Origin of the sequence: Paenibacillus sp. A14 (genome assembly GCF_036864815.1) — a bacterium.
GTDB lineage: Bacteria > Bacillota > Bacilli > Paenibacillales > Paenibacillaceae > Fontibacillus > Fontibacillus sanfengchensis.
Genome location: NZ_JBAGJD010000002.1, coordinates 324,203 through 345,531 on the forward strand (window position 1 = coordinate 324,203; position 21,329 = coordinate 345,531).

Here is a 21,329-nt window from a genome sequence, read left to right on the forward strand (position 1 = left end):
TAGTCTATTGAATAAAACGGAATCTTGATTTTAAAGAACAGCTCGGAGTTAATGCGGCAAATAGAATTCAAAATTGTTTAACTATCAGGTTTCAAAAAAACTTTATAAGTTACATTATGAGCCACCGAACTTTGAGTAGTAGGGCCGGCATCAAAATTATAGTCGTACGGGTTCGTATCAAAACCATACATAACATCCAGCACACGATAAAGTTTATGATTCCATAAAATCATTTCTCCTTTTCTTGGAACAAAAGGCAAGGCAACCAGGTCAAATTTTTCAGCGTAGTTTCCCTCTTTATCATCTAATACAATGGCCAATTCGATAACTTTCAATTTCTCACCCTCTCAGAAGTGGAATTATTCTTTAATTAATAACTACCACTCTAGGTGGATAAGAGCAAGATGCCGGCAATTGCGATGTAATTATTTCGGGAGCGACGCGTCCCCGGCAAATTAATGATAGCTTGCGTACACTCGAGGTCCAATCACGGAACGCGCGCCGGGGATCTTCTCCCCTCCAAACGACGAACAACGGATGTCCCCGGGACATCCGTTGTTCGTCTTATCCGATCATCGCCGCGGCCTGGCGCTCCAACTGGTCCAGCTGTTCGCGGACCAGCACGGCCTTGCCGATCACGATCAGCGCCGGATTGCTGATCTGCACGGCCGCGGCCAGCTTGTGCACCTCGCCGAGCGTGCTGGTGAACGTACGCTGCCGCCGGGTCGTCCCGCTCTCGATGAGCGCCACCGGCGTCGAGGCGGCCTTGCCGTGCCGCAGCAGTTCGCTGCGAATCTCCTTCAGCTGGCTGACGCCCATGTAGATCACCAGCGTGTCGACGGCATGGGCCAGCAGCTCCCACCGGACGGACGGCCCGCCGCCGTCCTCGTCGGCCTCGGCGCCCGGGCAGCGGCTGCCCGTCACGCAGGCGAAGGAGGCCGCGACGCCGCGGTGCGTCAGCGGGATGCCGGACGCGGCCGCCGCGCCGATCGCCGAGGTGATGCCCGGGATCACCTCGTACGGAACGCCCCGGGCGGCCAGCGCCAGCGCCTCTTCGCCGCCGCGGCCGAACACGAACGGGTCCCCGCCCTTGAGGCGGACCACCCGTTTGCCCTCCAGCGCGCTGTCGATCATCCGGCGCTGGATCATCTCCTGCGTCATGGCGTGCCGCCCCGGCGCCTTGCCGCAGTAGATCCGCTCGGCGATCGGATCGCCGTAGGTGAGCAGCTCGACGTTCACCAGCCGGTCGTACAGGATGACGTCGGCCGCGCGAATCGCCTTGAGCGCCTTCACCGTGATCAGCTCCGGATCGCCGGGGCCCGCTCCGACAATGCTCACGAAGCCCTTCCCCGGGCGCATCATACGCTCTCCCCCGCCCGGGAAACGGACGCCGGAACGAACCGGCCCTCGCCCGTCTCAACCGGGGAACCTGCGGGAGCCGCGGGGGTGGCTTTCTTTTTCAGCGAAAAATAAAGCCCCAGGCCCGTTAAAGTTATGCCCCCGAGCAAGTTTCCGGCCAACACCGGAAGCTGGTTCCACACCCACCAGTCCGTCAGGCTTACCTTTGCCCCCAGCAGCATCCCGGCCGGAATGACGAACATATTTACGACCGCATGCTCAAACCCCTGGGCGAAAAAAATCAGAATCGGCAGCCACATCGCAGCGATTTTCCCCGCAGTCGAACGCGAAGTAAAAGCCATCACCGCGCCTAACGTCACCATCCAGTTGCACAGCACCGCTTTGATCAGCACAAGTCCCAGACCCGAGAGGCCCATCTCCTTATACCCGAGGGTTTTGGCTTCGCTCGTCGTGATCAGCGTCTGAACCAGGGGGTGGCTCAAATCGGTTCCCATTTTCGTAGTCGTCAGGCCATAAAGTACGGCATACAGGGCGCAGCCGAGCAGGTGGCCAACAATGACCCAGCCGAAGTTCGTCAGCATCTGCCGGAAGGTGGCCTTCCGTTCCAGAACGGCGAGCGGGATCAGCGCAAAACTGCCCGTCACGAGCTCCAAGCCCAGCAGAATAATGATGACGAAACCGACGGGAAAAATCAGCGCGCCCACAAGACTGAGCGAGGTCTGCTGCGTCGCGGCAAAGGCCAGCGTCGTCGCACAAGCCAGAATGGCACCGGCCAAAAAGCCTTTGATCAGCATTTGCCGGATTCCCAACTCAGCCTTATTGGCTCCCGCTTCTATCATTCCTTCAAGTACTTCCGCAGGTTTTACATAATCCATCGGCCCAGCCTCCCTGTTCCAGTTAGTCTATAGTGATGTAGACGGAGCCCGTTGCGGTGTCCACTTCCGTTTCATACACAATCACCGAACCGTGGTCCGGCTCCTGGACGCTGCCGCTTCGCAGATCGATCTTCCAATCGTGCAGCGGACAGTGTACGTTGGACCCGCACACCATCCCTTCCGACAACCGCCCGCCTTTGTGGGGGCAGCGGTTTTCCACGGCATGAATGCTGCCGTCGCTTAGCCGGAACAGGGCGATCTCTTTATCTCCCACCGTAAAAGTCCGTGAGCCCAGCGCATCGATATCCTGCACTTGAGCGATTTTTATTTTCGTCAGCATGGCTGTTCCCTCCCCAAAAAATCCATTCAATTCATGGCATCCTTCCGCAAAATAGCCCATGTTACCCCACGACCGGCTCCGCGTTCGGCAGCGGTTCGAAGTTTTTCCGCAGCTCTTCGCTGTTGATGATCTCCTTCCACGGATCGGTCGTCCGGCTCAGCGTTTCTTCGATCCGGGCGGCCAGAGCCTGGCGTTCCACGGTGTTTTCCAGCACCGCTTTGATCGTCTCCAGCCCGACGCGCTCCACCCATTGCGCCGTGCGTTCGTTCCAGTTGGCCTGCTCCCGGTAAAATTGCAGGTACGCGGCCGTCCACTCCATGACTTCCTCCTCCGTCTTCACCGTGCACAGCAAGTCGGCCGCCCTAACCTTGACGCCTCCGTTGCCGCCGACATAAAGCTCCCAGCCGCCGTCGATCGCGACAACGCCAAGATCCTTGATCGTCGCCTCGGCGCAGTTCCGCGGGCACCCGGAGACGGCAAGCTTTACTTTTCCCGGCGTGTTGAGCCGTTCGAAGGCCTTCTCCAGCGCGATTCCCATGCCGATCGAATCCTGGGTGCCGAACCGGCAGAAAGTGGAGCCGACGCAGGTTTTTACGGTGCGCAAAGCCTTGCCGTAAGCATGGCCCGACGGCATATCGAGCTCGGCCCAAATTTTCGGAAGGTCCTCTTTTTTTACGCCGAGCAGGTCGATCCGCTGTCCGCCGGTAAACTTGACCATCGGCACGTCGTATTTCTCCGCCACGGCCGCAATCCGCTTGAGATCGGCCGGGGAAGTTACTCCGCCATAAATGCGCGGCACGACGGAATAGGTGCCGTCCTTTTGGATGTTGGCGTGGTAACGCTCATTGGCGAAGCGGGACTCCTTCTCGTCCATATATTCCGCCGGCCAGAGCATGCCCAGGTAATAGTTGAGCGCGGGGCGGCATTTCGAGCAGCCTTCCGGCTCACGCCATTCCAGCACGTTCATGACTTCTTTTACGGATTTGAGCGACATCGCCCGAATGCTCTCCACAATTTCATCGCGTCCCAGCGAAGTACAACCGCAGATGCCCTCTTTGACAGGCTCACCCGCGGTTCCGTCCCCGTACAGCTCCAACAGCCCTTCGACCAGCGGCTTACATCCGCCGCAGGAACCGGACGCTTTCGTGCAGGCCTTGATTTCGCCGACCGTGCCGCAACCGTCCTTAACCGCGTTTACGATTGTGCCTTTGGATACGCCGTTACAGCCACAGATAATCTCGTCATCCGCCATGGCGGCGAGCCTGGCTGCCGGCGAAACGGCCGCTCCACCTCCGGCAGGGTAGCCGAGCAGCAGCTCTTTCTCCTTGCCGGCCACGTTCTCCCCGCTCTTGATCTTCGCGAACAAGGAGGTTCCATCCGACGTATCCCCGAACAGCACGGCGCCGACCAGCTTGTCGTCTTGAAGGACGATTTTTTTATAGGTACCCTCCAGATCATCCTGAATCCGCATCGATCGCGTTCCGGGGGCGTCCATGAAATACCCGGCCGAGAAAACGTCCACCCCCGACACTTTCAGCTTCGTCGAGGTCACCGAACCCGTATAGCCGCCGGTTTCCACGCCCGCCAGCCGCTTCGCCAGCACGCTGCCCTGTTCGTACAGCGGAGCCACGAGGCCGTAGGCGATCCCGCGGTGTTCCGCACACTCGCCAACCGCATAGATGCCCGGAACGCTGGTTTCCAGGAAGTCGTCCACGACGATGCCCCGGTTGACCTGCAGTCCCGCGGATTTGGCCAGCTCCACATTCGGCTTGATCCCCACGGCCATGACGATGAGGTCCGCATCCAGAGAGCTGCCGTCCGCGAATTCAAGCCCGTCGGCCCGGCGCCCTCCCCGGATCGCCGCGGTCTGTTTGGCCATGAGGAATTTCATGCCTTGGGTTTCCAGCTCCAACTGCAGCATTTTGGCCGCCGGCTCATCCAACTGGCGCTCCATTAAATAAGAATGTATATGGATCACCGAGACATCCATCCCCAAATGCAGCAGTCCTCTCGCCGCCTCCAGGCCCAGCAGCCCGCCGCCGATGACGGCGGCTTTTTTGTATTTTTTCGCAGCCTCCATCATTAAATGGCAGTCGTTAATGTCGCGGAACCCGATAACGCCCTCTTTATTCACGCCGGGCAGCGGAAGCATAAACGGATTGGAACCCGTTGCCACGATCAAGGCATCGTACTCCATCTCCACCCCGGACTCCGAGACAACCCTTTTCTTCCCCGTATCGATGTTGACCACCGCATCCCCGGTGTACAGGCGAATTCCGTTGTCCGCATACCAATCCAAATCGTTAATCACAATTTCTTTTAAATCGGACCCGCCCGCCAATACGGAGGACAGCATGATCCGGTTATAATTCGGATGAGGCTCCGCCCCAAAAACGGTAATTTCATAAGCGTCCGGGGCCAGCTTCAGCACATGCTCGACCGTCCTCATCCCTGCCATCCCATTGCCGACCAGCACCAGTTTCTTCTTTTCACCCATGTCCGGTTCTCCCCTTCCGTTTCTTTGTCCTTCGTACAAGCGTTGCATAACAGAAAAAGCCTGCTCCGCCACAGACCGGTCACAAGCATGCAGGTTTCATGCTCATTTCCAATCCCTTGATTCTGGCGAAGACAGGCTCCGTTGCCGCTTCAACATCGGCACGCCATTGTGTCCGATGGTTTTGACTATGCGTTTGGTAATTCATCGTTGAGGCTACTATATCCAATAATTTATTTCATGTCAATATACATGACATAAAATTTTAAATATCTCATTTTATTTAAAATACATCACATAACATGTTACTTAATTGTAATTTCAGAATTAGAAAGCAATTATGTCACTTAATCCATGCTTTATTACGAAAATTATATTGATTTTTCTGAAATACCACGCGAAAATACAGATAAAACTTTCTTGCAGGATGAGTTTATGTAAGGTTTTATGACGGGTTGGTTATTGAAGTTGGAATGAATAGGAGGGTTATATTCCGATGCGTTTCCTGTTGGTCATTCGCGAAGCTGCCTCCCTTAAGGAACACGAGGGACCATCCGATGCGCCCGGAAGTGAAGCAGGGCCGGAGCATCTGCTGAAACGCCACGGGTACCAGGTGTTGGCCTCCTGCCGAAGCCAGGAAATCCGCAAAAAAGTCCAGGATGCCGATGCCGTCGTCCTGCAATTGCCGATAACGGGAATTCACGACTGGGAGAAGCAACTGTCCCGGTGGAAGCCGGTTCCGCTTCTTTGGTGGTGCAGCGCCGAAACGGCCGCCTCCTCCCTGGAAGCTTGCGAGGAGGACGTCCCGGTGGATGGCATCCTGACTCCCTCCATGTCCGCCCACGAACTCCATTGGGCGCTCCACCTGGGAGGCAAGCATTTTTTTGAGCGCCAGCAATGGCTCGAGGAGCGGGCCCAACTGGTCTCCCGGCTGGAAGAACGCAAATGGATCGATTTGGCCAAAAGCATTTTGTGCGAAATAAACCGGATTCCGGAGGCGGAAGCCTACGACGTTTTGCGCAGGCGGGCGATGAATGAACGTAAACGAATCGTCGACATCGCCACCTCGATCGTCAAGGCCCACCAACAATTAAAAACCTAGCAAAGCCAGGCGGGTTCACAAGGAGGAATTCCGTATGAACATGACGGAAATATTGAAGGAAGTCGGGCGGGGCAAGCGCGGTGCCCGCGACCTGAATTACGAGGAAGCGCTCGCCGCCGCGGAGCTAATTCTGGACCGGAAGGCGACGCCGGCGCAAATCGGAGCCTTTTTCCTGGCGGAGCGGATCAAAATGGAGAGCGTGGAAGAACTGACCGCCTTCGTTGAGGTAATCCGCAGCCGTGCCGTACGCATCCCGCGTGGTGCACACGGACTGGACTGCGCCGGGCCGTATGACGGAAGAAAAAGCTCCTTCATGCCCGGATTCGCCGCCGCCTTTGTGCTGGCTGCGGCGGGCGTTCCGGTAACGCTGCACGGCACCTCTTCGCTTCCGCCCAAATGGGGCGTTACCCTGATGGATGTGCTCCATGCCATGGGGCTGGACGAAGAGGTGGTCTCCCGTGACCGGACGGCGGCCGCGGCCGAGGGAAGCGGCGTGCTGGTCGTGCCGGCCGAAGCCTGGTGTCCCCCGCTGCGGAACCTGCGGGAGCTGCGGGAAGAGCTCGGCCTCCGCACGATCCTCAATACCGTGGAGAAGCTGGTCGACTACAGCCACTCCCCATATATCGTGTACGGTGTATTCCACAACACGGTGTTCGACCGGACCGCCCAGCTCCTGCAGCGGCTGAATTACCAAAAATCCCTGATCGTCCAGGGCGCGGAAGGCTCCGAGGACGTCCATATCGATCGTCCTACGCGCGTTTATACGGTCGATCCGGACGGGGCCCGGCTCCGGGTAATCGACCCGGAGGCCTACGGGCTCGAGGCGGTGCCGCCGGAAATGCAATGGACCGCCGACGAGCAGCTGCGCGTGACCGAAGCTGTTCTGACCGGGGAAGCCCACCAGGCCTTCATCAACCAGGCGATTTTGAACGGCGCTTTGCGCCTGCATGTAACGGGCCGCGCCGATTCCGTCGAAGAGGGGATTTATATCGGCAAATCCCTGTTGGACGGCGGCGGTCCATGGCAGGCGTTCAACCGGTGGCGGGAGACCCTTCTGAACGGAAACGGGCAGTTGGCCCGGCGTTAAGTCGGTACGGGTGGGTTAATTGGTTCTCGGTTGTCGCGAACAAGTGCGCTTCTAGTTAGTACCTCACCCTTAAACCTACGGGGATCAAGGAGCCTGAGCGACTTTTTCGTCCCTTCCAACTCCCTCCCAACTCCAAAAAGATGCAAATCTGCAGGTATTTTAGGCCGGTTCCCGAGGGGATTCGAAAAAAGATGCAAATCTGCAGGCATTTCTGACGATTTTTGAGGATCAAGCCGATTTCGCCGAAAATTCCTGCAGAATCGCAGGAATTTTCATTTTTTTGTTCCCAACAGGAAAAAAACATGCAGATTTGCAGGAATTCTGTATTATCGAGGCTGCTGCTCCTGGCCACTCGCGCGTTATTTAACGGGAGATTTTCCCGCTAATCTGCCGCCCAGGTCCCCAACCCGGGCACATATGCCCATCCATGGCCGTGCCCGACTCCAAGGTTAGGCCTGGCCCTCGCCCAGCCCAACATGTCGTCAAGCTCTAACTTGCCTTTATCTCCTATCGTAACTAAGCACCACAGGCAAATCATATTACTCAACTAACTAATCCTTCACCTGAGTGCCTCGATCTTCTGAATGTGATGTCCATGAGTCCATGTGGTCCAATCCCGTCGTCCCCTCGCATTAACGGGATTTCCTCCCGTTAATTTCGCTCATTGGTGGGGTCTCGCCCAATTAGCTGGATTTCCTCCCGCTAATTCAGCTCATTTGGGCCAATCCGGCCCAATCGCGGCAGATTAGCGGGACTTTTTCCCGCTAATCTGCCGTCCAGGTCCCCAACCCGGGCACATATGCCCATCCATGGCTCAGCATTTGGCCGGCTTTTTGCCGAAATAGGGCCCTATAAGCCTATAAGACCGCTATTCCATGGCGATAAGCCGAATTCGACAAAATTACGCCGCAAAAAGCCCTTATTACCTGCACGTCTAAGCTGAAATGGGCGACCACGCGCCCCCTTCCCTCACGCTTCAGGCTTCCAAATGCGATATCTGCCGCTCAAGGCAAGCAAGGCGAAGAAATAGAGACAGTTATCGTAATAGCGGCGATCCCCGGTCCGCAGCGGTGTGTTCCAAAACAGTTCCACGCTGGCGCGCGCATTCGCTCCCTCCGTGGCGAGCGAAGCCATCGCATTGGTGGCGAGCAGGCCGACCGGGTGGAGCGCTTTTTCCTCGAAAGGTTCCCCCTCAACGGTATACCTGCGGTAATCGTCAGACGTTTTATCCGCAAAAAAAGCCTGAATCCGGTCAGCGGTTTCCCGCTCCCGCTTTGCTCCGCCGAACCATTCCAAGTCCAGTCCCAAATTGGCGGCCACCCGGTAAGAGTCGCTGAAAAAGTGCCCGAACCCCCGGACATGGTTCGGCGTTCCGTCATAATGCGCGTACTCCGGGGCGAGCCCTGTCACGGGATGACAGGCGGCCTGCACATAGCACCGGCTGGCCTCGGCCGCCTCCTTCCAGAACGCCCGGTCCTCCGGGTCCGCCCATAAAGCGAACAACTCGTAAAAATGCGGCAGATGATAGGACGGGTCCGTAAACTCGCAGTTCGGGACGAACTTGATCAGCTTGTTGTCCCTATTCCACATCGGATACCCTTTGCCGTCCTCTCCTTTATGCAGGCAGGTGCGCAGCAACTCCCTCGCCTGTTCACCATAATTGAAAGGCACTTCCCGATCCCCCCAGCGGTGGGAGGCGAAAAACAGCGCCATCGCAAAATACTCCTCCCCGTCCGGGGCTGGCCCGTCCGACAGTCTGGTTCCGTCCGGCGCGCAGGACCAGGCGAAATAACCGGCATTCTCCCCTTCCGTCATGTACATGTATTCCACCGCCCATTTCCATAAGCGGTCGAACACATCCCGGCGGTCCATCTGCACGGCCATCATCATCCCGTAGGACATTCCTTCGGTGCGCGCATCATGGTTGCCCGTATCCTGCATATACCCCATATCGCTCCCCGATTCATGATAAATCCGGGTTTGCTCGTCACCCTCAAACATCTCACGCCAGGCGGCCTCTACCCGCCGGGTAATCTCCTCTTCCTCATAACCGTAGTCGGCCAGCAAATTCCGATATCGATCCGTATAATAAGCTCCTTTTAACGCGTTCATCGGCAAAAACATCCTCCTGCTTCTTTTTTAGTGTTAGCGCTTACCCAAAAGGTACCAAAGGATGGAACGCGTTGCCATGCGCAGATCACGCCTTTTTTTACCCAAATCAAGCCTGACTTTGCCAATTCCTTTAATTTGTGCAGTTACACTGCCATACTTGTATGGTAGTATGAAACCGAACAGGAGGTGATCGTTTGAAATCATTGGCAGACTCCGCGGCCGGATCGGCCGGAAACCACGTTTACGCGCAACTGAAGCGGCAAATTGTTAATCTGGAACTCCCACCGGGGACGGCACTGTCGGAAAAAGAGATGTCCGTCGCCTTTCAGGTCAGCCGAACGCCCGTCCGGGAAAGTTTCGTCCGGCTCGCGCAGGAGGGGCTGCTCGTCGTGCTGCCGCAGCGGGGCACCCGCGTCTCGCTGATCGATCCCGCTCTGGTTGAGGAGGCGCGGTTCATGCGGGAGCAGTTGGAACGGGCCGTAATTCGCCTGGCTTGCCGGAATTTTCCCGAAGAATCGCTCCTCGCGTTGAATGACAACCTTGAGCTTCAGCGGGATGCCCTGGCCCGGCATGACGGCAGCGCCATGTTCGAGCTGGATGAGGCATTTCACCGGATTTTGTTTGAAGGGTGCCGAAAGCTGGGTACCTGGTCCGTCATCCAGCAGATGAACGCCCACCTGAACCGGACTCGGGTGTTGTGGCTGAAAACGGACCCGCATTGGGACCATTTGTATGATCAGCACCGGGCCATGGGCGATGCGGTAATGCAGCGGAATGAAGAACTTGCCGAGCGGACGATGAAAGAACATTTAAGACTGAGTATCGCGAACTTAAGCGTGCTGCAGGAGAAATTCCCGGATTATTTCAGCAAAACGGAGCAATAACCATCTCAATTGAAGGCGGTGGATTTATGCGTATGGTATTCCGCTGGTTCGGCGAAGGAAACGATACGGTTTCGCTGGAACAGATCAGGCAAATTCCCGGCGTCGAGGGGATCGTATGGGCGCTTCACGATCTTCCCGCCGGAGAAGAATGGCCGATGGAGCGAATTGAAGAGATGCGCCGGCTCGCGGCTCGGTACGATCTGCATATCGAAGTGGTGGAGAGCGTCAATGTCCATGAGGACATCAAGCTGGGCCTCCCTACCCGCGACCGCTATATCGGCAATTACATCCGCACGATCGAAAAGCTGGCCGCGGCCGGCGTCAAAGTGATCTGCTACAATTTTATGCCGGTCTTCGATTGGGTGCGCACCGAACTGCACAAGCCGATGGAGGACGGGGCGACGGCGCTCTTTTTCGAACAGTCCAAAATCCGCGGGGTGGATCCCCTTGAGCTGGTGCGCCTCATTAACGAAAACAGCACCTTAACGATGCCGGGCTGGGAGCCGGATCGTCTTGAGCACCTGACCGCGCTGTTTGAAGCTTACCGCAACGTCACGGCCGAAGATTTGTGGGCCAACCTGAAATATTTCCTCGATGCTGTCATTCCTGTCGCGGAAAAACACGGAATTCTGATGGCCGTTCATCCGGATGATCCGCCATGGCCGATCTTCGGGCTGCCGCGGATTTTGACCGATCGGGAGAATTTCCGCCGGTTTCTCGCTCTCCACGACAGTCCTTCGAACGGGATTACGCTGTGCAGCGGCTCGCTCGGGGCGAATCCGGACAATGACATCATCGGCATGATCCATGAATTCAGCGGGCGCATCCCTTTTGCCCATATCCGGAACGTCAAGGTGTACGAAAACGGGGACTTTATCGAGACCTCCCACCGGACCTCGGACGGATCGGTCGACATACGGGGTATCGTCAAAGCCTATTATGACACCGGATTCAAGGGCTTCTGCCGTCCGGACCACGGCCGCCACCTTTGGGGAGAAATTTGCCGGCCGGGGTATGGGCTGTACGACCGCGCCCTCGGCATCATGTACCTCTGGGGGCTGTGGGACGCCTTTGCGGGCCGGCGGACGGAGGAACAGGCGCGAAAGGAGGCGGACGGCCATGTCCCGATTGCCTAAGCATCCCGCGTTAGAGGGAAAAACCGCGGTCATCACGGGCGGCGCGGGCGTTCTGTGCCGCGCGATGGCTTTGGAGCTCGCCCGCCAAGGCATGCGGGTGGCGGTGCTGAACCGCACGGCGGAGCGCGGCGAACAGGTGGCGGAGGACATCCGCCGCCTCGGCGGCACGGCGATCGCCGTGGGCTGCGACGTCACGGACGCGGACAGCGGGCGGGCGGCGGAGCAGGCGGTGCGCGCGGCGTTCGGGCCGTGCGATGTGCTGGTCAACGGCGCCGGAGGCAACCAGCCCAGCGCCAACACGACGGGCGAAACGTTCCGGGCCGAGGATTTGGCCAATCCGGACGTGACGACGTTTTTTGACCTGAGCCTTACGGGCGTGCGCACCGTGATGGACCTCAATTTCGTCGGGACGCTGATTCCGACGCAGGTGTTCACCAAGGAGATGGTCGGTCGCCCGGGGGCGACGGTGCTGAACATCTCCTCGATGAGCGCGCCTTGTCCGATGACCAAGGTGCCGGCCTACAGCGCGGCCAAAGCGGCGATCAACAACTTCACGCAGTGGTTGGCGGTGCACTTGGCCGAGGCGGGAATCCGGGTGAACGCGCTCTCCCCCGGATTTTTCCTGACCGAGCAGAACCGCGGTCTGCTCATGCGGGAGGACGGGACGCTGACCGAGCGCTCCCGGAAAATCATCGCGCACACGCCGATGCGCCGCTTCGGCGTGCCCGAGGACCTGCTCGGCACGCTGCTGTGGCTCGCCGACGCCGACACCTCCGGCTTCGTCACCGGCACCGTCGTGCCGGTCGACGGCGGCTTTATGGCCTACTCCGGCGTGTAGGCCATAGACGGCCGGCGAGCCGGAGCGGGTTAGCGGGCACGACGCCCGCGGGAGTGGACGCCTGGGCGTGCCACTCTCGCGAAGGCGCCGGGCCGTACTCGTCATCCCCATTAAATTCGCCCACCACTCCCGACAACTGTACCTAACCACCGCACACGAAGCTTATATACTCAACTAACTAATTAATCCTGCTCCCCAGTACCTCATACTGCGAATCTTCCGTCTGTTGCTCCATACTCGCTTCATCCACTCCTTTGCCGCTCCCATGTCGACTGGGCAAGCCGGGCGGCCTCGCAAAATTAACAGGATTTCCTCCCGTAAATCTCGCCCATTTGCCGCGCATGACCCATTTACCGGGAATTTCGCCCGCTATTCTTTCGAAATCGGTTATTTAAGCCAGATTGCGGAAAATTAGCTGGAGCTTCTCCAGGTAATCCTTGCCCGCAGCCCGTCCGTCTTAGATTACCGGGAGGTTTTCCCGTTAATCTTTGTCATGCTCTTTGGCCCTGCCCCCGCAAAACAAAGCGCCCGGAGTGCGAAACCGCTCCGGGCGCTTCGTTTCTAGTAAATCCGTCTCCCCCGCTCATCCGGCACGCCGGATTTACGGTAGAAATAAGTGTTGATCACGTCGCGCCAATGCCGGGCGTGCTCGGCCTGCTCCGCCAGCCTTTCGGCGACCCGCGCGTAGCGTTCGGGGTCAACCTTGCCCTCCAGGAAAGTCCACTTGCCCCGCAAGTCTTCCGCCGCTTCCGCGCCTTCGAAATGCGTATCGTAAATGTGCTGGATGACGGTTTTGCCGGAATGCAGCCGGTGGCCGTAGGGGACGTGGTGGAAGAACAGCAGAAGCTCATCCGGACAGGTGTCCGGCGACTCGTACATTTCCCGGTTCGGACTGAAGTACTGCGCGGTATATCCCGTGCCCGTGGCGACGGTCCGATCCACGCCGATGCCGTCCCGGTCGGCAAAATGGTAGGTCCCCCACCGCGAGTACTCGTATCCGTCCACGTCCGGCCCGTAGTGATAGTGGGGGACGACCATCCAGCCGACGCCGAGCGGAGCCGTATAGCTCTCGTAAATCGGCCAGGAGGCCATAAGCATCCGCGTCACCGCATGGCCAACCTCTTTGTCGTCTCCGAAGGTTTGGACCACCCATTCCTGCGCGATATCCTCGGCGGAAAGGTCCGGGTCCCAGGTCAGCCGGCCGTAGCCGTACAGATTGGCCTGGGCGAGCGGATGCCCGGTCCAGCAGACGTCGTCCCCGATATTGGAGACGGCCGCCACGCCGCTGTATTTCATGCCAAACCCCGAGCCCCCGACAATGCGCTTAACCTCCCCGCCATCGGGAACCGCATGCGTACCGAAGTCCAGCACCTGCTTCCACTGCGGGATCAAGTAACACAAATGGCGCTGCTGGCCGGTGTATTCCTGGGTGATCTGGAATTCGATCATCTGATTCGTCTGCCGCATCGCCCCGAACAGCGGGGACACCGGCTCGCGGACCTGGAAGTCCATCGGGCCGTTTTTGATTTGCAGCAGCACGTTGTCCCGGAAGCGGCCGTCCAGCGGCTTAAAGTGGTCGTAAGCCGCCCGCGCCCGGTCCGTGGAGCGGTCGCGCCAATCCTGCATGCAGTTATATACGAAGCAGCGCCAAATGACGAGCCCGCCGTACGGTTCAAGCGCCTCGGCCAGCATATTCGCTCCGTCGGCATGATCCCGCCCGTAAGCGAACGGTCCGGGGCGATGTTCGGAATCCGCTTTTACGACAAATCCGCCAAAGTCGGGAATATGCCGGTAAATCCGGTGCGCGGCTTCCACCCACCAGCTCCGGACGCCGGCGTCCAGCGGATCAGCGGTACCCGTCCCTCCGATGGCCAGCGGAGCGGCAAAATTGACGCTCAAAAACAGCACGATCCCATACTCCCGAAACACTTCTGCCACGCGCGCGATATCCGGGAGCCCTTCCCCGGTAATGAAGCGGGTTTCTTTTTCATGGACGTTTACGTTGTTGATTGAAATCGCGTTGATGCCCACCGATGCCAGCAAACGGGCGTAATCCCGGATTCGCGGTACGTCCTCCACAATTTTACCGTCCCGGTAAAAAATCGACTTCCCCGCATACCCCCGCTCAATCGATCCGTCCGCATTATCCCACTGATTGATCATCCGCAGCCGGTTTGCCGGGGACGCCTCCGTCGCCAGCGCTTCGGGAGTCAGCCCCAAAGCCATTCCGCGAAGCAGATGAAAAACCCCGTACAATACGCCCGTCTCGGACCCGCCAACCAGTTCCAAACGGTGCCCCGGTCCGGACGGGCGAAGATTTACCGAGTAAGCCTCAGCTTCCCTTTCCCAGCGCCGACTCTCAGCTCTTCCGGTCTCTGCTTTTCCGGTTTCCGTTCCCCTCGTCCGAATCACCAGGCAAGGACCGTCGTCCGCAGGCTCACCGCATGAGACTACAGGATCCACGCCCAGCATCTTTCCCGCGCCGTGCCTTAGTTCCCTTAGGGCCGCAGCAAGAACGCCCGGCCCTTGGCCGGGCCTCGCCGCCTCGCCTTCGGCGTCAAGATAAATACGTCCAAGCCATTCGGCGTAAATCCGCCGCAGACTGCCTTTCCCCAGTTCGCTGTATTGCAGCCATGCTTTGTATAATGCGCTTTCGGATTCCATCCCTGTTCCTCCTGTGCATCATGATTTCGCATACGAAACGAGACCGCTGCCGACAAGTGGAAAATTCAGCTTCAGCCCAACCCGGCGATCCGGTCATAAGCCGGTTTCGGACGATGCCCGCCGTCGAACAGGAACGGCCAGTTTTTCCGGCCGCGCACCGGAAAATCATTCAGCCACGTATAGTCGTCCGCGGCTCCCCAAAACGTGACGGAGGTAATTTCGTTGCGGTACTCCTTAAGCAGCCGGAAGACCGCTTCATATCGCTCCGCCTGGGCCTCCAGCAATTCCGGCGTAGGCTCCGTCAAATCGGTGCGCTTGTCGTCGAAGCGGAAGACCGACATGTCCAGCTCCGTGAGTTGGAGCTGCAGCCCGAGGGAAGCGTATTTTTCGATTGCGGCGCGAATGTCCTCAAGGGCAGGATCGTAAAGATTCCAATGCGCCTGCAGGCCGATGCCGTGTACCGGGACATCACGGTCCAGCAGTTGCTTCACCAGCGTGTAAATTTTGTCGCGTTTTTGCGGATGCGATTCGTTGTAATCATTATAAAACAGTAGGGCATCCGGGTCGGCCTCATGGGCAAATTCAAAAGCCTTGACGATAAAATCCTGCCCCGCAATGTCCAGCCAGCGGGAGGAGCGCAAAAGTTCCGCGCCTTCGTCGGCAATCACCTCATTCACGACGTCCCAGGCGTAAATATCTCCTTTATAGCGGCCGACCACCGTGTGAATGTGAGCACGCATCCGCTCCAGCAAGACATCCTTGCTCACCGGATCTCCCTGCCGGTCGCGGAAGAGCCAGTCCGTCGTCTGGTTGTGCCACACCAGAGTGTGTCCGCGCATCGCCATGCCATGCTTGCGGGCAAACGCCGCCAAAAGATCGGCTTCCTCAAAGGTGTACACTTCCTCCTGCGGATGAACGCTGGCAAACTTCATCTCGTTCTCGGCGGTAATACTGTTAAAATGATGGGCCAGCAACGCCTCCTGCAAAACAATCGTCTGCGGATTTACCGCCGCCCCGATTTTAAAATCTTCCTGAAACAGCTGCTTTAATGGCGTTTCCGCCCGCTCCCGCTTTTCCATAAAGGCCCTCCTCAAAATATATGATCCAAACCTGCCTCCGAGTTTCATTACTTTTATTCCATCCGCTGCTCAAACCAGTCAAAGCTGGCGGGGCTTGCGCAGGCTTTCCCGTTACCTGTCGCGTACAGACCGATTACGACACCGGTAAAACACATCTTATTCACGAAATCCTCGGGGGAAAGACCGCGGGCGGGCCCCGCCGCCAGCCGGACCCAATCCCCGCCCTCCAGCGAATACAGCAGGTTGTATTCCTCCGCATCCGCGGTGATTTTCAGCCAGACGCGTCCCGCTTCCGTTTTGACCGCGGCCTCTTCCGCCGTCCGTCCCCGAGCCGTCAGCCGCGCGGTGATTACTCTTTTGCCGCCCTGCTTCCTCAGGCAAATTTCATAGTGCGCATCCTCGTCCCTCCGGGCGCAGATTCCCGCTTCCTCCCCCTCTTCAAGCGGCTCGAATTCCAGGCAGGTACTCCAGGCGGCCCGGACCTGCCGCTGTCTGCGGCCGACGAACGCCACCTGGCCGACATCGCTCAAGCCCGCGGCCTGCCCCCGCAGCGTCAGCCAACCCGGACGCTCGGCGAGCGACCAGCTTCCTTCCGCCGGGTTGCGGAGGAAGGTCCAGGCCGCATCCAGCCGCCCGTCGTCGAAGTCATCCTTCCCCGCGGCTTTCGTTACAAGCGGGGAAGGAGAGCCCGGGACCCGCGGCACGTTCATTTCCAGGTTGACGAGACCTTCGTTGTTGTCGATCATCGGCCATCCGTCCTCACTCCAGCGCACCGGCGCCAGAAACGTCTCACGGCCCAGGACACTGTAGCTGTAGCTGTAGCCGTCACCGACCTGACGCACGCCGAGAAACACGGCCCACCAGCCGCCGCTTTGGTCTTCGATCAGGTCCGCATGCCCCAGATACTGGATCGGGTGGTCGATCCCCCGATGCGTCAAAATCGGCTGCGGGCACATTTCAAACGGTCCGTAGGGATGGGAACTCCGCCCGATAATTTCCCGATGCTCTTTGGCCGTTCCGCCCGACGCGCTCATGATATAGTAGAGGTCGCCGATTTTATACAGATGCGGCCCCTCCGTCCACGGACCTCCGTCTCCCCGCCAGATCACGGCCGGTTCCGTCAAGGCCCGGCCCGTTTGAATGTCGATCTCGTACTGGATGACATGGGAGTCGTAATCGGCCCCCTGTTGGGCGGTGACGTAAACCCGGCCGTCATCGTCAAACATCAGGGACGGGTCGATCCCGCCATAGGGAACGGGAATCGGGTCGGACCACGGGCCTGCCGGATCGGTCGCCGTCACATAAAAGTTCCCAATCCCCCGCACATCGGTCGTAATCATGTAAAAAACACCGTCATGATAGCGCAGCGTCGGAGCATAGATGCCGTCGGAACTCCGGCGGCTCCGCAAATCCAGCTGCCCGATCCGGTCCAGCACATGCCCGACCTGTTCCCAATGGATCAGATCCCGGCTGCGAAAGATCGGGACGCCCGGGAAATACTCAAAAGAGCTGCAGATCAGATAAAAATCATCCCCGGCCCGCGTGATGCTCGGGTCGGGGTAAAAGCCGGGAAGGATGGGGTTCGTATACGAAATCGCCTGCGGATGCTTTTTCATTTATTCTTTTACACTCCCCACGTTAAGTCCGACGACAAAGTATTTTTGCATAAACGGATAAACCAGAAGAATCGGTACCGAAGCGACCACCGTAACGGCGGCGCGGATCGACAGCGGGGTTACCATCGAAGCCGCCGTCTCCTGCGTCATCCCCGCTCCGGCTGCCACGGCCGGATTGCTGTTGGCGTTCATGCTGGACGAGAGCAGCTTCATCAGCTCATACTGCAGCGTACTCAGCTCCTGCCGGGAGGAGGTGAACAGGAAGGCGTCAAACCAGGAGTTCCAGGCCCCCACGGCCACGAACAAGGCGATCGTAGCAAGCACGGGCTTGCACAGCGGGAAAATGATCCGCCAGAAAATTTTGAAGTCTCCCGCCCCATCGATCCTGGCCGATTCGACCAGGCTTTCGGGAATCGTCCCGATGTAAGTCCGGATCACGATCAAGTTGAAGGCGCTGATCATGGAAGGCAGAACATAAACCCAAAAGCTGTTGGTCAAATGCAGGTCCTTCATCAGAAAGTATCCCGGAATCAAACCGGCGTTAAAGTACATCGTCAGTACAAAGATGAACGTGATCGGCTTGCGGAACACATACTCCCGGCGGCTTAGCGTATAGGCCAGCATCGTCGTCAAAAAGATGTTGAGCAGCGTGGACAGCACCGTTCTTGCCACCGAGATCAGAAAGGCATTGTAGATGGTGCCCGACACGAACACGGCTTTATAGTTTTGCAGCGTAAATTCTCTGGGCCACAAATACAGTCCGCCCCGGATCGTATCGTTCCCGGCATTGAAGGAGACGACAATGGTGTTCAAAAAGGGATATAACGTAACGATGACAAGCAGCGTCATAAAAATCGCGTTAAAAGTGTTAAAAAGAATCGGCTCCAATCGGCCTCTCCGGATCCGGCGGTTTGCGGTGGCGGCAGACATCTGACGCGGGCTGATCGTTTGATTGTCCATGTTTATAACAGCCTCTCTTCCCCTAGCCGCTTGGCGGTCCAATTTGCGATAAGCAGCATGGTTACGCTGACGACCGTTTTGAATATACCGCCGGCGGTAGCCAGGGAGTAGTTGCCCTGGGCAATGCCGTATTTCAGCACGAAGATGTCGATGGTTTCCGACCAGTCCACCACGAGCCCGTTGCCGAGCAGGTATTGGACTTCAAAGCCGGCTTCCAGAATATGCCCCACGGACATGATCAGCAGAATCACGATTGTCGCCTTGATTCCGGGAATCGTCACATGCAGCATTTTCCGGTAGCGGCTGGCCCCGTCGATATCGGCGGCTTCATACAAGGCCGGGTCGATGGAAGCGATGGCGGCCAGATAGATAATCGTGTTCCAGCCGACTTCCTTCCAGACATGCGAGGCGCCGACAACGCCCCAGAAGTATTTCCCTTCGCTCAGCCACAGGATCGGTTCTTTGATGATGTGCAGTTTCATCAGAATATCGTTGACGATCCCGTCCGAGGCGAGCGAAGTCGCTACGATCCCGGTGACGATAATCCAGGACAAAAAGTGCGGCAGGTACGAGATGGTCTGAACGGTTCGCTTCAGAAACACCTTCTTGATTTCGTTCAACAGCAGGGCCAGAATAATCGCGGTCACAAAACCGAGCACCAGGTTAATGATGCTCATCCCCAGCGTATTGCGCAGCACCCGCCAGAAGCTGTCATCCGAGAACAGAAACTTGAAATGCTTGAAACCCACCCATTCCTGCTGGGCGAAATCCCGGGCCGGCTTGTAGTTTTGAAAGGCCATCGTCCATCCCCAAACAGGGACGTAAGCAAACAATATAATATAAGCGAGCAGCGGGACCGACATAAAAATCAGTTGTCTCTGGCTTTTGATGACGGACCACGTCAACGGCTGTTTTCTTCTCTTTTTCGTTTTCCGGACAGCACTTTTTCCCATCAAGGTCTCATTCATAAATTTGTTCTCCCCGTAAAAGGCTGTTATTTGGGAAAGTGGAAGGCTCCGTCACCTTCCACTTCCGGTGCATCAAAAAGCGTTATTTCACGGTCCAGGTATCGATTCTCCATTTCAGCACTTCATTGATTCGTTCCTCATAGGCCTTCACGTTCAACTTGCCGATTTCTCCTGTATACTCGCTCCAGACCTTATCGAACTCCCCCGGTTTGGCCAGAATCGCCTGCGGCAAAAACTTGGTCGAGAGGTCGTTCAGTTTCGTATTCACGATCTTCGCTTCAGAGCCTTCCACCAAATCGGCGGACCAGGCCGGATAATAAATCGGGTTCTCCGGCGGATCGCTGAAGAAGTCCACATAGCTTTCAAAGCCGTAAGCCGCAAGGAACTCTTTGTCATAAGGCTTCAATCCGGCCTGGTATTCTTCGGGCTGCGCCGCGGCGTCCGTGGCGTTGCCGTCGCTGAAGTACCCCTCCAGTTTCGGACTGGACGCATACAACGTTTTGGCTTTGTTCCCCAGTTCCCATGTCGCATCCGTCGTTTTCTTGCGCTGTTCCTCGGTTCTCAGGAACCGGCCTTTCTCATTGACGATGTAGTCTTCGCCTTCGATGCCCCAGGTCAAGGTTTTCTGCCAGTCCTCCTGAATCAGGCGGTCCCACATTTTGATAATCCGCACCGGATCCTTGGCGTTGACGCTGATGCCGAATCCGTTATTCAGGTTTAGTGCCGCGCGATCCCGGTAATGATCCCGAGTACTGGGGTCGTAAACGAGCGGAAGTCCAACATACGTTCGCTCCAGCTTTTCCTGCGTAATCAGGGCATTCTCGGCACTTTGGAAGTTCCAGTGCTGGTCGAACATCCCCAGGACCGTACCGCTAGAGATTTTCGCCATGTACTGGTCATAGTTCTGGGTAAACGTCTCCTTATCGATCAGGCCGAGCTGGTTCACTTCGTTTAGCTTTTGGTAGTATTTCTTGGCATAGTCCTTGTTGGCATAGATCTCCGCTTTCCCGTCCTTGACCACCACGCCGCCATCGTTCGGATGACCGATCAAATGTTGAGGCGCGTTGAACAAGCCCCAGTTTTTCCAGTCGTAGTTCAGGATCTCGAAGCCGATGGTCGGGCTCCCGTCGATGGTCGGGTACTTCTCCTTGTACTTGGCGATCAGATCGAAATACTCGTCCAGCGTCTTTACTTTCGGATACCCGAACTCCTTAAGCACCGCCTTTTGAATCCAGAAGGCCGGCCCGGAGTACCAGGTGGAGGCAACCTCCCCGTTATAAGCTCCATAATTCGGCAAGGTGTAAATATGACCGTCGTTCGGGTCCTTCATCATGTTCCAGTATTTTTCATAGTGTTTTTTCAAATTCGGTGCATGTTCTTCGATGAGGTCTTCGAGAGGTATAAAAGCGCCGGCCGCCGTCAGCTTCGTGTTGGCGGTCATAATATCCGGGTAATCGGAGCCCGCGATCATGACGCCCAGCTTTTGATTGATATCACCGGCCAGGAATTCGAATTTGAACGTGACGCCGAGCTCGTCTTTAATCTTTTTGTAAATCTTGTTGTCCGGCGTGGGCTGCTGTCCGGCTTCCCCGATAAATGCGGTAATTTCAAACGGTCCGTCCGCTCCCTGTCCTCCAGTGTTGCTCTTTCCGGCCTTGGAAGCATTGTTGCCGCCGCCGCATCCCGAAAGAATGACGCCGAGCGATAACAGCATGATCATGCTGAGCCGGAGTACTGATTTAGACTTGCCCCCCATGTAAAGCACCTCCGAATGGATTTGGTACCCTCAGGTTTTGTAAGCCCTTACAAGTACCT

17 protein-coding genes are annotated in these 21,329 nt (G+C 57.4%); 5 read left to right on the forward strand and 12 right to left on the reverse strand.

Annotation, left to right across the window (positions count from 1 at the left end; all coding sequences use genetic code 11):
- Nucleotides 1-77 precede the first annotated feature (77 nt).
- The 5 genes from V4U88_RS05890 to nirB form a co-directional block, all read right to left on the reverse strand.
- Complete coding sequence (locus tag V4U88_RS05890) at nt 78-335, reverse strand: hypothetical protein (protein ID WP_334072333.1); 258 nt, start codon at nt 333-335, stop codon at nt 78-80.
- A gap of 229 nt (nt 336-564) precedes the next feature.
- Nucleotides 565-1,362: a uroporphyrinogen-III C-methyltransferase gene (gene cobA / locus V4U88_RS05895; RefSeq protein ID WP_334072334.1), complete on the reverse strand. Its 798-nt coding sequence runs from the start codon at nt 1,360-1,362 to the stop codon at nt 565-567.
- A complete protein-coding gene (locus V4U88_RS05900; RefSeq protein WP_334072335.1) occupies nt 1,359-2,234 on the reverse strand; it encodes a formate/nitrite transporter family protein in 876 nt (291 codons plus the stop codon). The genes cobA and V4U88_RS05900 overlap by 4 nt, the downstream gene beginning before the upstream one ends.
- Before the next feature lie 22 nt (nt 2,235-2,256).
- On the reverse strand, nt 2,257-2,574 hold the full coding sequence (gene nirD / locus V4U88_RS05905) for a nitrite reductase small subunit NirD (protein WP_334072336.1): 318 nt from the start codon (nt 2,572-2,574) through the stop codon (nt 2,257-2,259).
- 61 nt (nt 2,575-2,635) lie between these two features.
- Nucleotides 2,636-5,071: a nitrite reductase large subunit NirB gene (nirB, locus tag V4U88_RS05910; RefSeq protein WP_334072337.1), complete on the reverse strand. Its 2,436-nt coding sequence runs from the start codon at nt 5,069-5,071 to the stop codon at nt 2,636-2,638.
- A gap of 493 nt (nt 5,072-5,564) precedes the next feature.
- Here nirB and V4U88_RS05915 point away from each other — a divergent pair, with 493 nt between their 5' ends.
- Together V4U88_RS05915 and V4U88_RS05920 are read left to right on the forward strand one after the other, a co-directional pair.
- Nucleotides 5,565-6,170 carry an ANTAR domain-containing response regulator gene (locus tag V4U88_RS05915; RefSeq protein ID WP_334072338.1) on the forward strand — a complete coding sequence of 202 codons (606 nt, stop codon included), beginning with the start codon at nt 5,565-5,567 and terminating at the stop codon, nt 6,168-6,170.
- Nucleotides 6,171-6,204: 34 nt separating this feature from the next.
- Nucleotides 6,205-7,257, forward strand: a complete 1,053-nt coding sequence (locus V4U88_RS05920) for an anthranilate phosphoribosyltransferase (RefSeq protein WP_334072339.1) — start codon at nt 6,205-6,207, stop codon at nt 7,255-7,257.
- A 969-nt stretch (nt 7,258-8,226) separates the two neighbouring features.
- Here V4U88_RS05920 and V4U88_RS05925 read toward each other — a convergent pair.
- Nucleotides 8,227-9,369: a glycosyl hydrolase family 8 gene (locus V4U88_RS05925; protein ID WP_334072340.1), complete on the reverse strand. Its 1,143-nt coding sequence runs from the start codon at nt 9,367-9,369 to the stop codon at nt 8,227-8,229.
- Between the two features lie 194 nt (nt 9,370-9,563).
- On the opposite strand from V4U88_RS05925, the gene V4U88_RS05930 reads away from it, so the two are divergent.
- Genes V4U88_RS05930 through V4U88_RS05940 form a run of 3 tightly spaced genes read left to right on the forward strand, consistent with a single transcriptional unit; the run spans nt 9,564 to nt 12,227 of the window.
- Nucleotides 9,564-10,253 carry a GntR family transcriptional regulator gene (locus V4U88_RS05930; protein WP_334072341.1) on the forward strand — a complete coding sequence of 230 codons (690 nt, stop codon included), beginning with the start codon at nt 9,564-9,566 and terminating at the stop codon, nt 10,251-10,253.
- 26 nt (nt 10,254-10,279) lie between these two features.
- Nucleotides 10,280-11,389: a mannonate dehydratase gene (gene uxuA / locus V4U88_RS05935; RefSeq protein WP_334072342.1), complete on the forward strand. Its 1,110-nt coding sequence runs from the start codon at nt 10,280-10,282 to the stop codon at nt 11,387-11,389.
- Nucleotides 11,373-12,227 carry an SDR family oxidoreductase gene (locus tag V4U88_RS05940; protein ID WP_334072343.1) on the forward strand — a complete coding sequence of 285 codons (855 nt, stop codon included), beginning with the start codon at nt 11,373-11,375 and terminating at the stop codon, nt 12,225-12,227. The genes uxuA and V4U88_RS05940 overlap by 17 nt, the downstream gene beginning before the upstream one ends.
- Nucleotides 12,228-12,788: 561 nt before the next feature.
- On the opposite strand, the gene V4U88_RS05945 is transcribed toward V4U88_RS05940, so the two are convergent.
- The 6 genes from V4U88_RS05945 to V4U88_RS05970 form a co-directional block, all read right to left on the reverse strand.
- Complete coding sequence (locus V4U88_RS05945; RefSeq protein WP_334072344.1) at nt 12,789-14,891, reverse strand: alpha-glucuronidase family glycosyl hydrolase; 2,103 nt, start codon at nt 14,889-14,891, stop codon at nt 12,789-12,791.
- 71 nt (nt 14,892-14,962) lie between these two features.
- Nucleotides 14,963-15,970, reverse strand: coding sequence for an endo-1,4-beta-xylanase (locus tag V4U88_RS05950; protein WP_334072345.1), 1,008 nt, complete (start codon nt 15,968-15,970; stop codon nt 14,963-14,965).
- 53 nt (nt 15,971-16,023) lie between these two features.
- Nucleotides 16,024-17,586, reverse strand: coding sequence for a glycoside hydrolase family 43 protein (locus V4U88_RS05955; protein ID WP_334072346.1), 1,563 nt, complete (start codon nt 17,584-17,586; stop codon nt 16,024-16,026).
- Nucleotides 17,587-18,546, reverse strand: coding sequence for a carbohydrate ABC transporter permease (locus V4U88_RS05960; RefSeq protein WP_334072347.1), 960 nt, complete (start codon nt 18,544-18,546; stop codon nt 17,587-17,589). It abuts the gene before it with no gap.
- A gap of 2 nt (nt 18,547-18,548) precedes the next feature.
- Nucleotides 18,549-19,514 (reverse strand): ABC transporter permease, encoded by a 966-nt coding sequence (locus V4U88_RS05965; protein ID WP_334072348.1) that lies wholly within the window; start codon nt 19,512-19,514, stop codon nt 18,549-18,551.
- An 82-nt stretch (nt 19,515-19,596) separates the two neighbouring features.
- The gene (locus V4U88_RS05970; protein ID WP_334072349.1) at nt 19,597-21,270 is read right to left on the reverse strand and encodes an extracellular solute-binding protein; all 1,674 of its coding nucleotides are present in this window, start codon (nt 21,268-21,270) and stop codon (nt 19,597-19,599) included.
- Nucleotides 21,271-21,329: the final 59 nt, after the last annotated feature.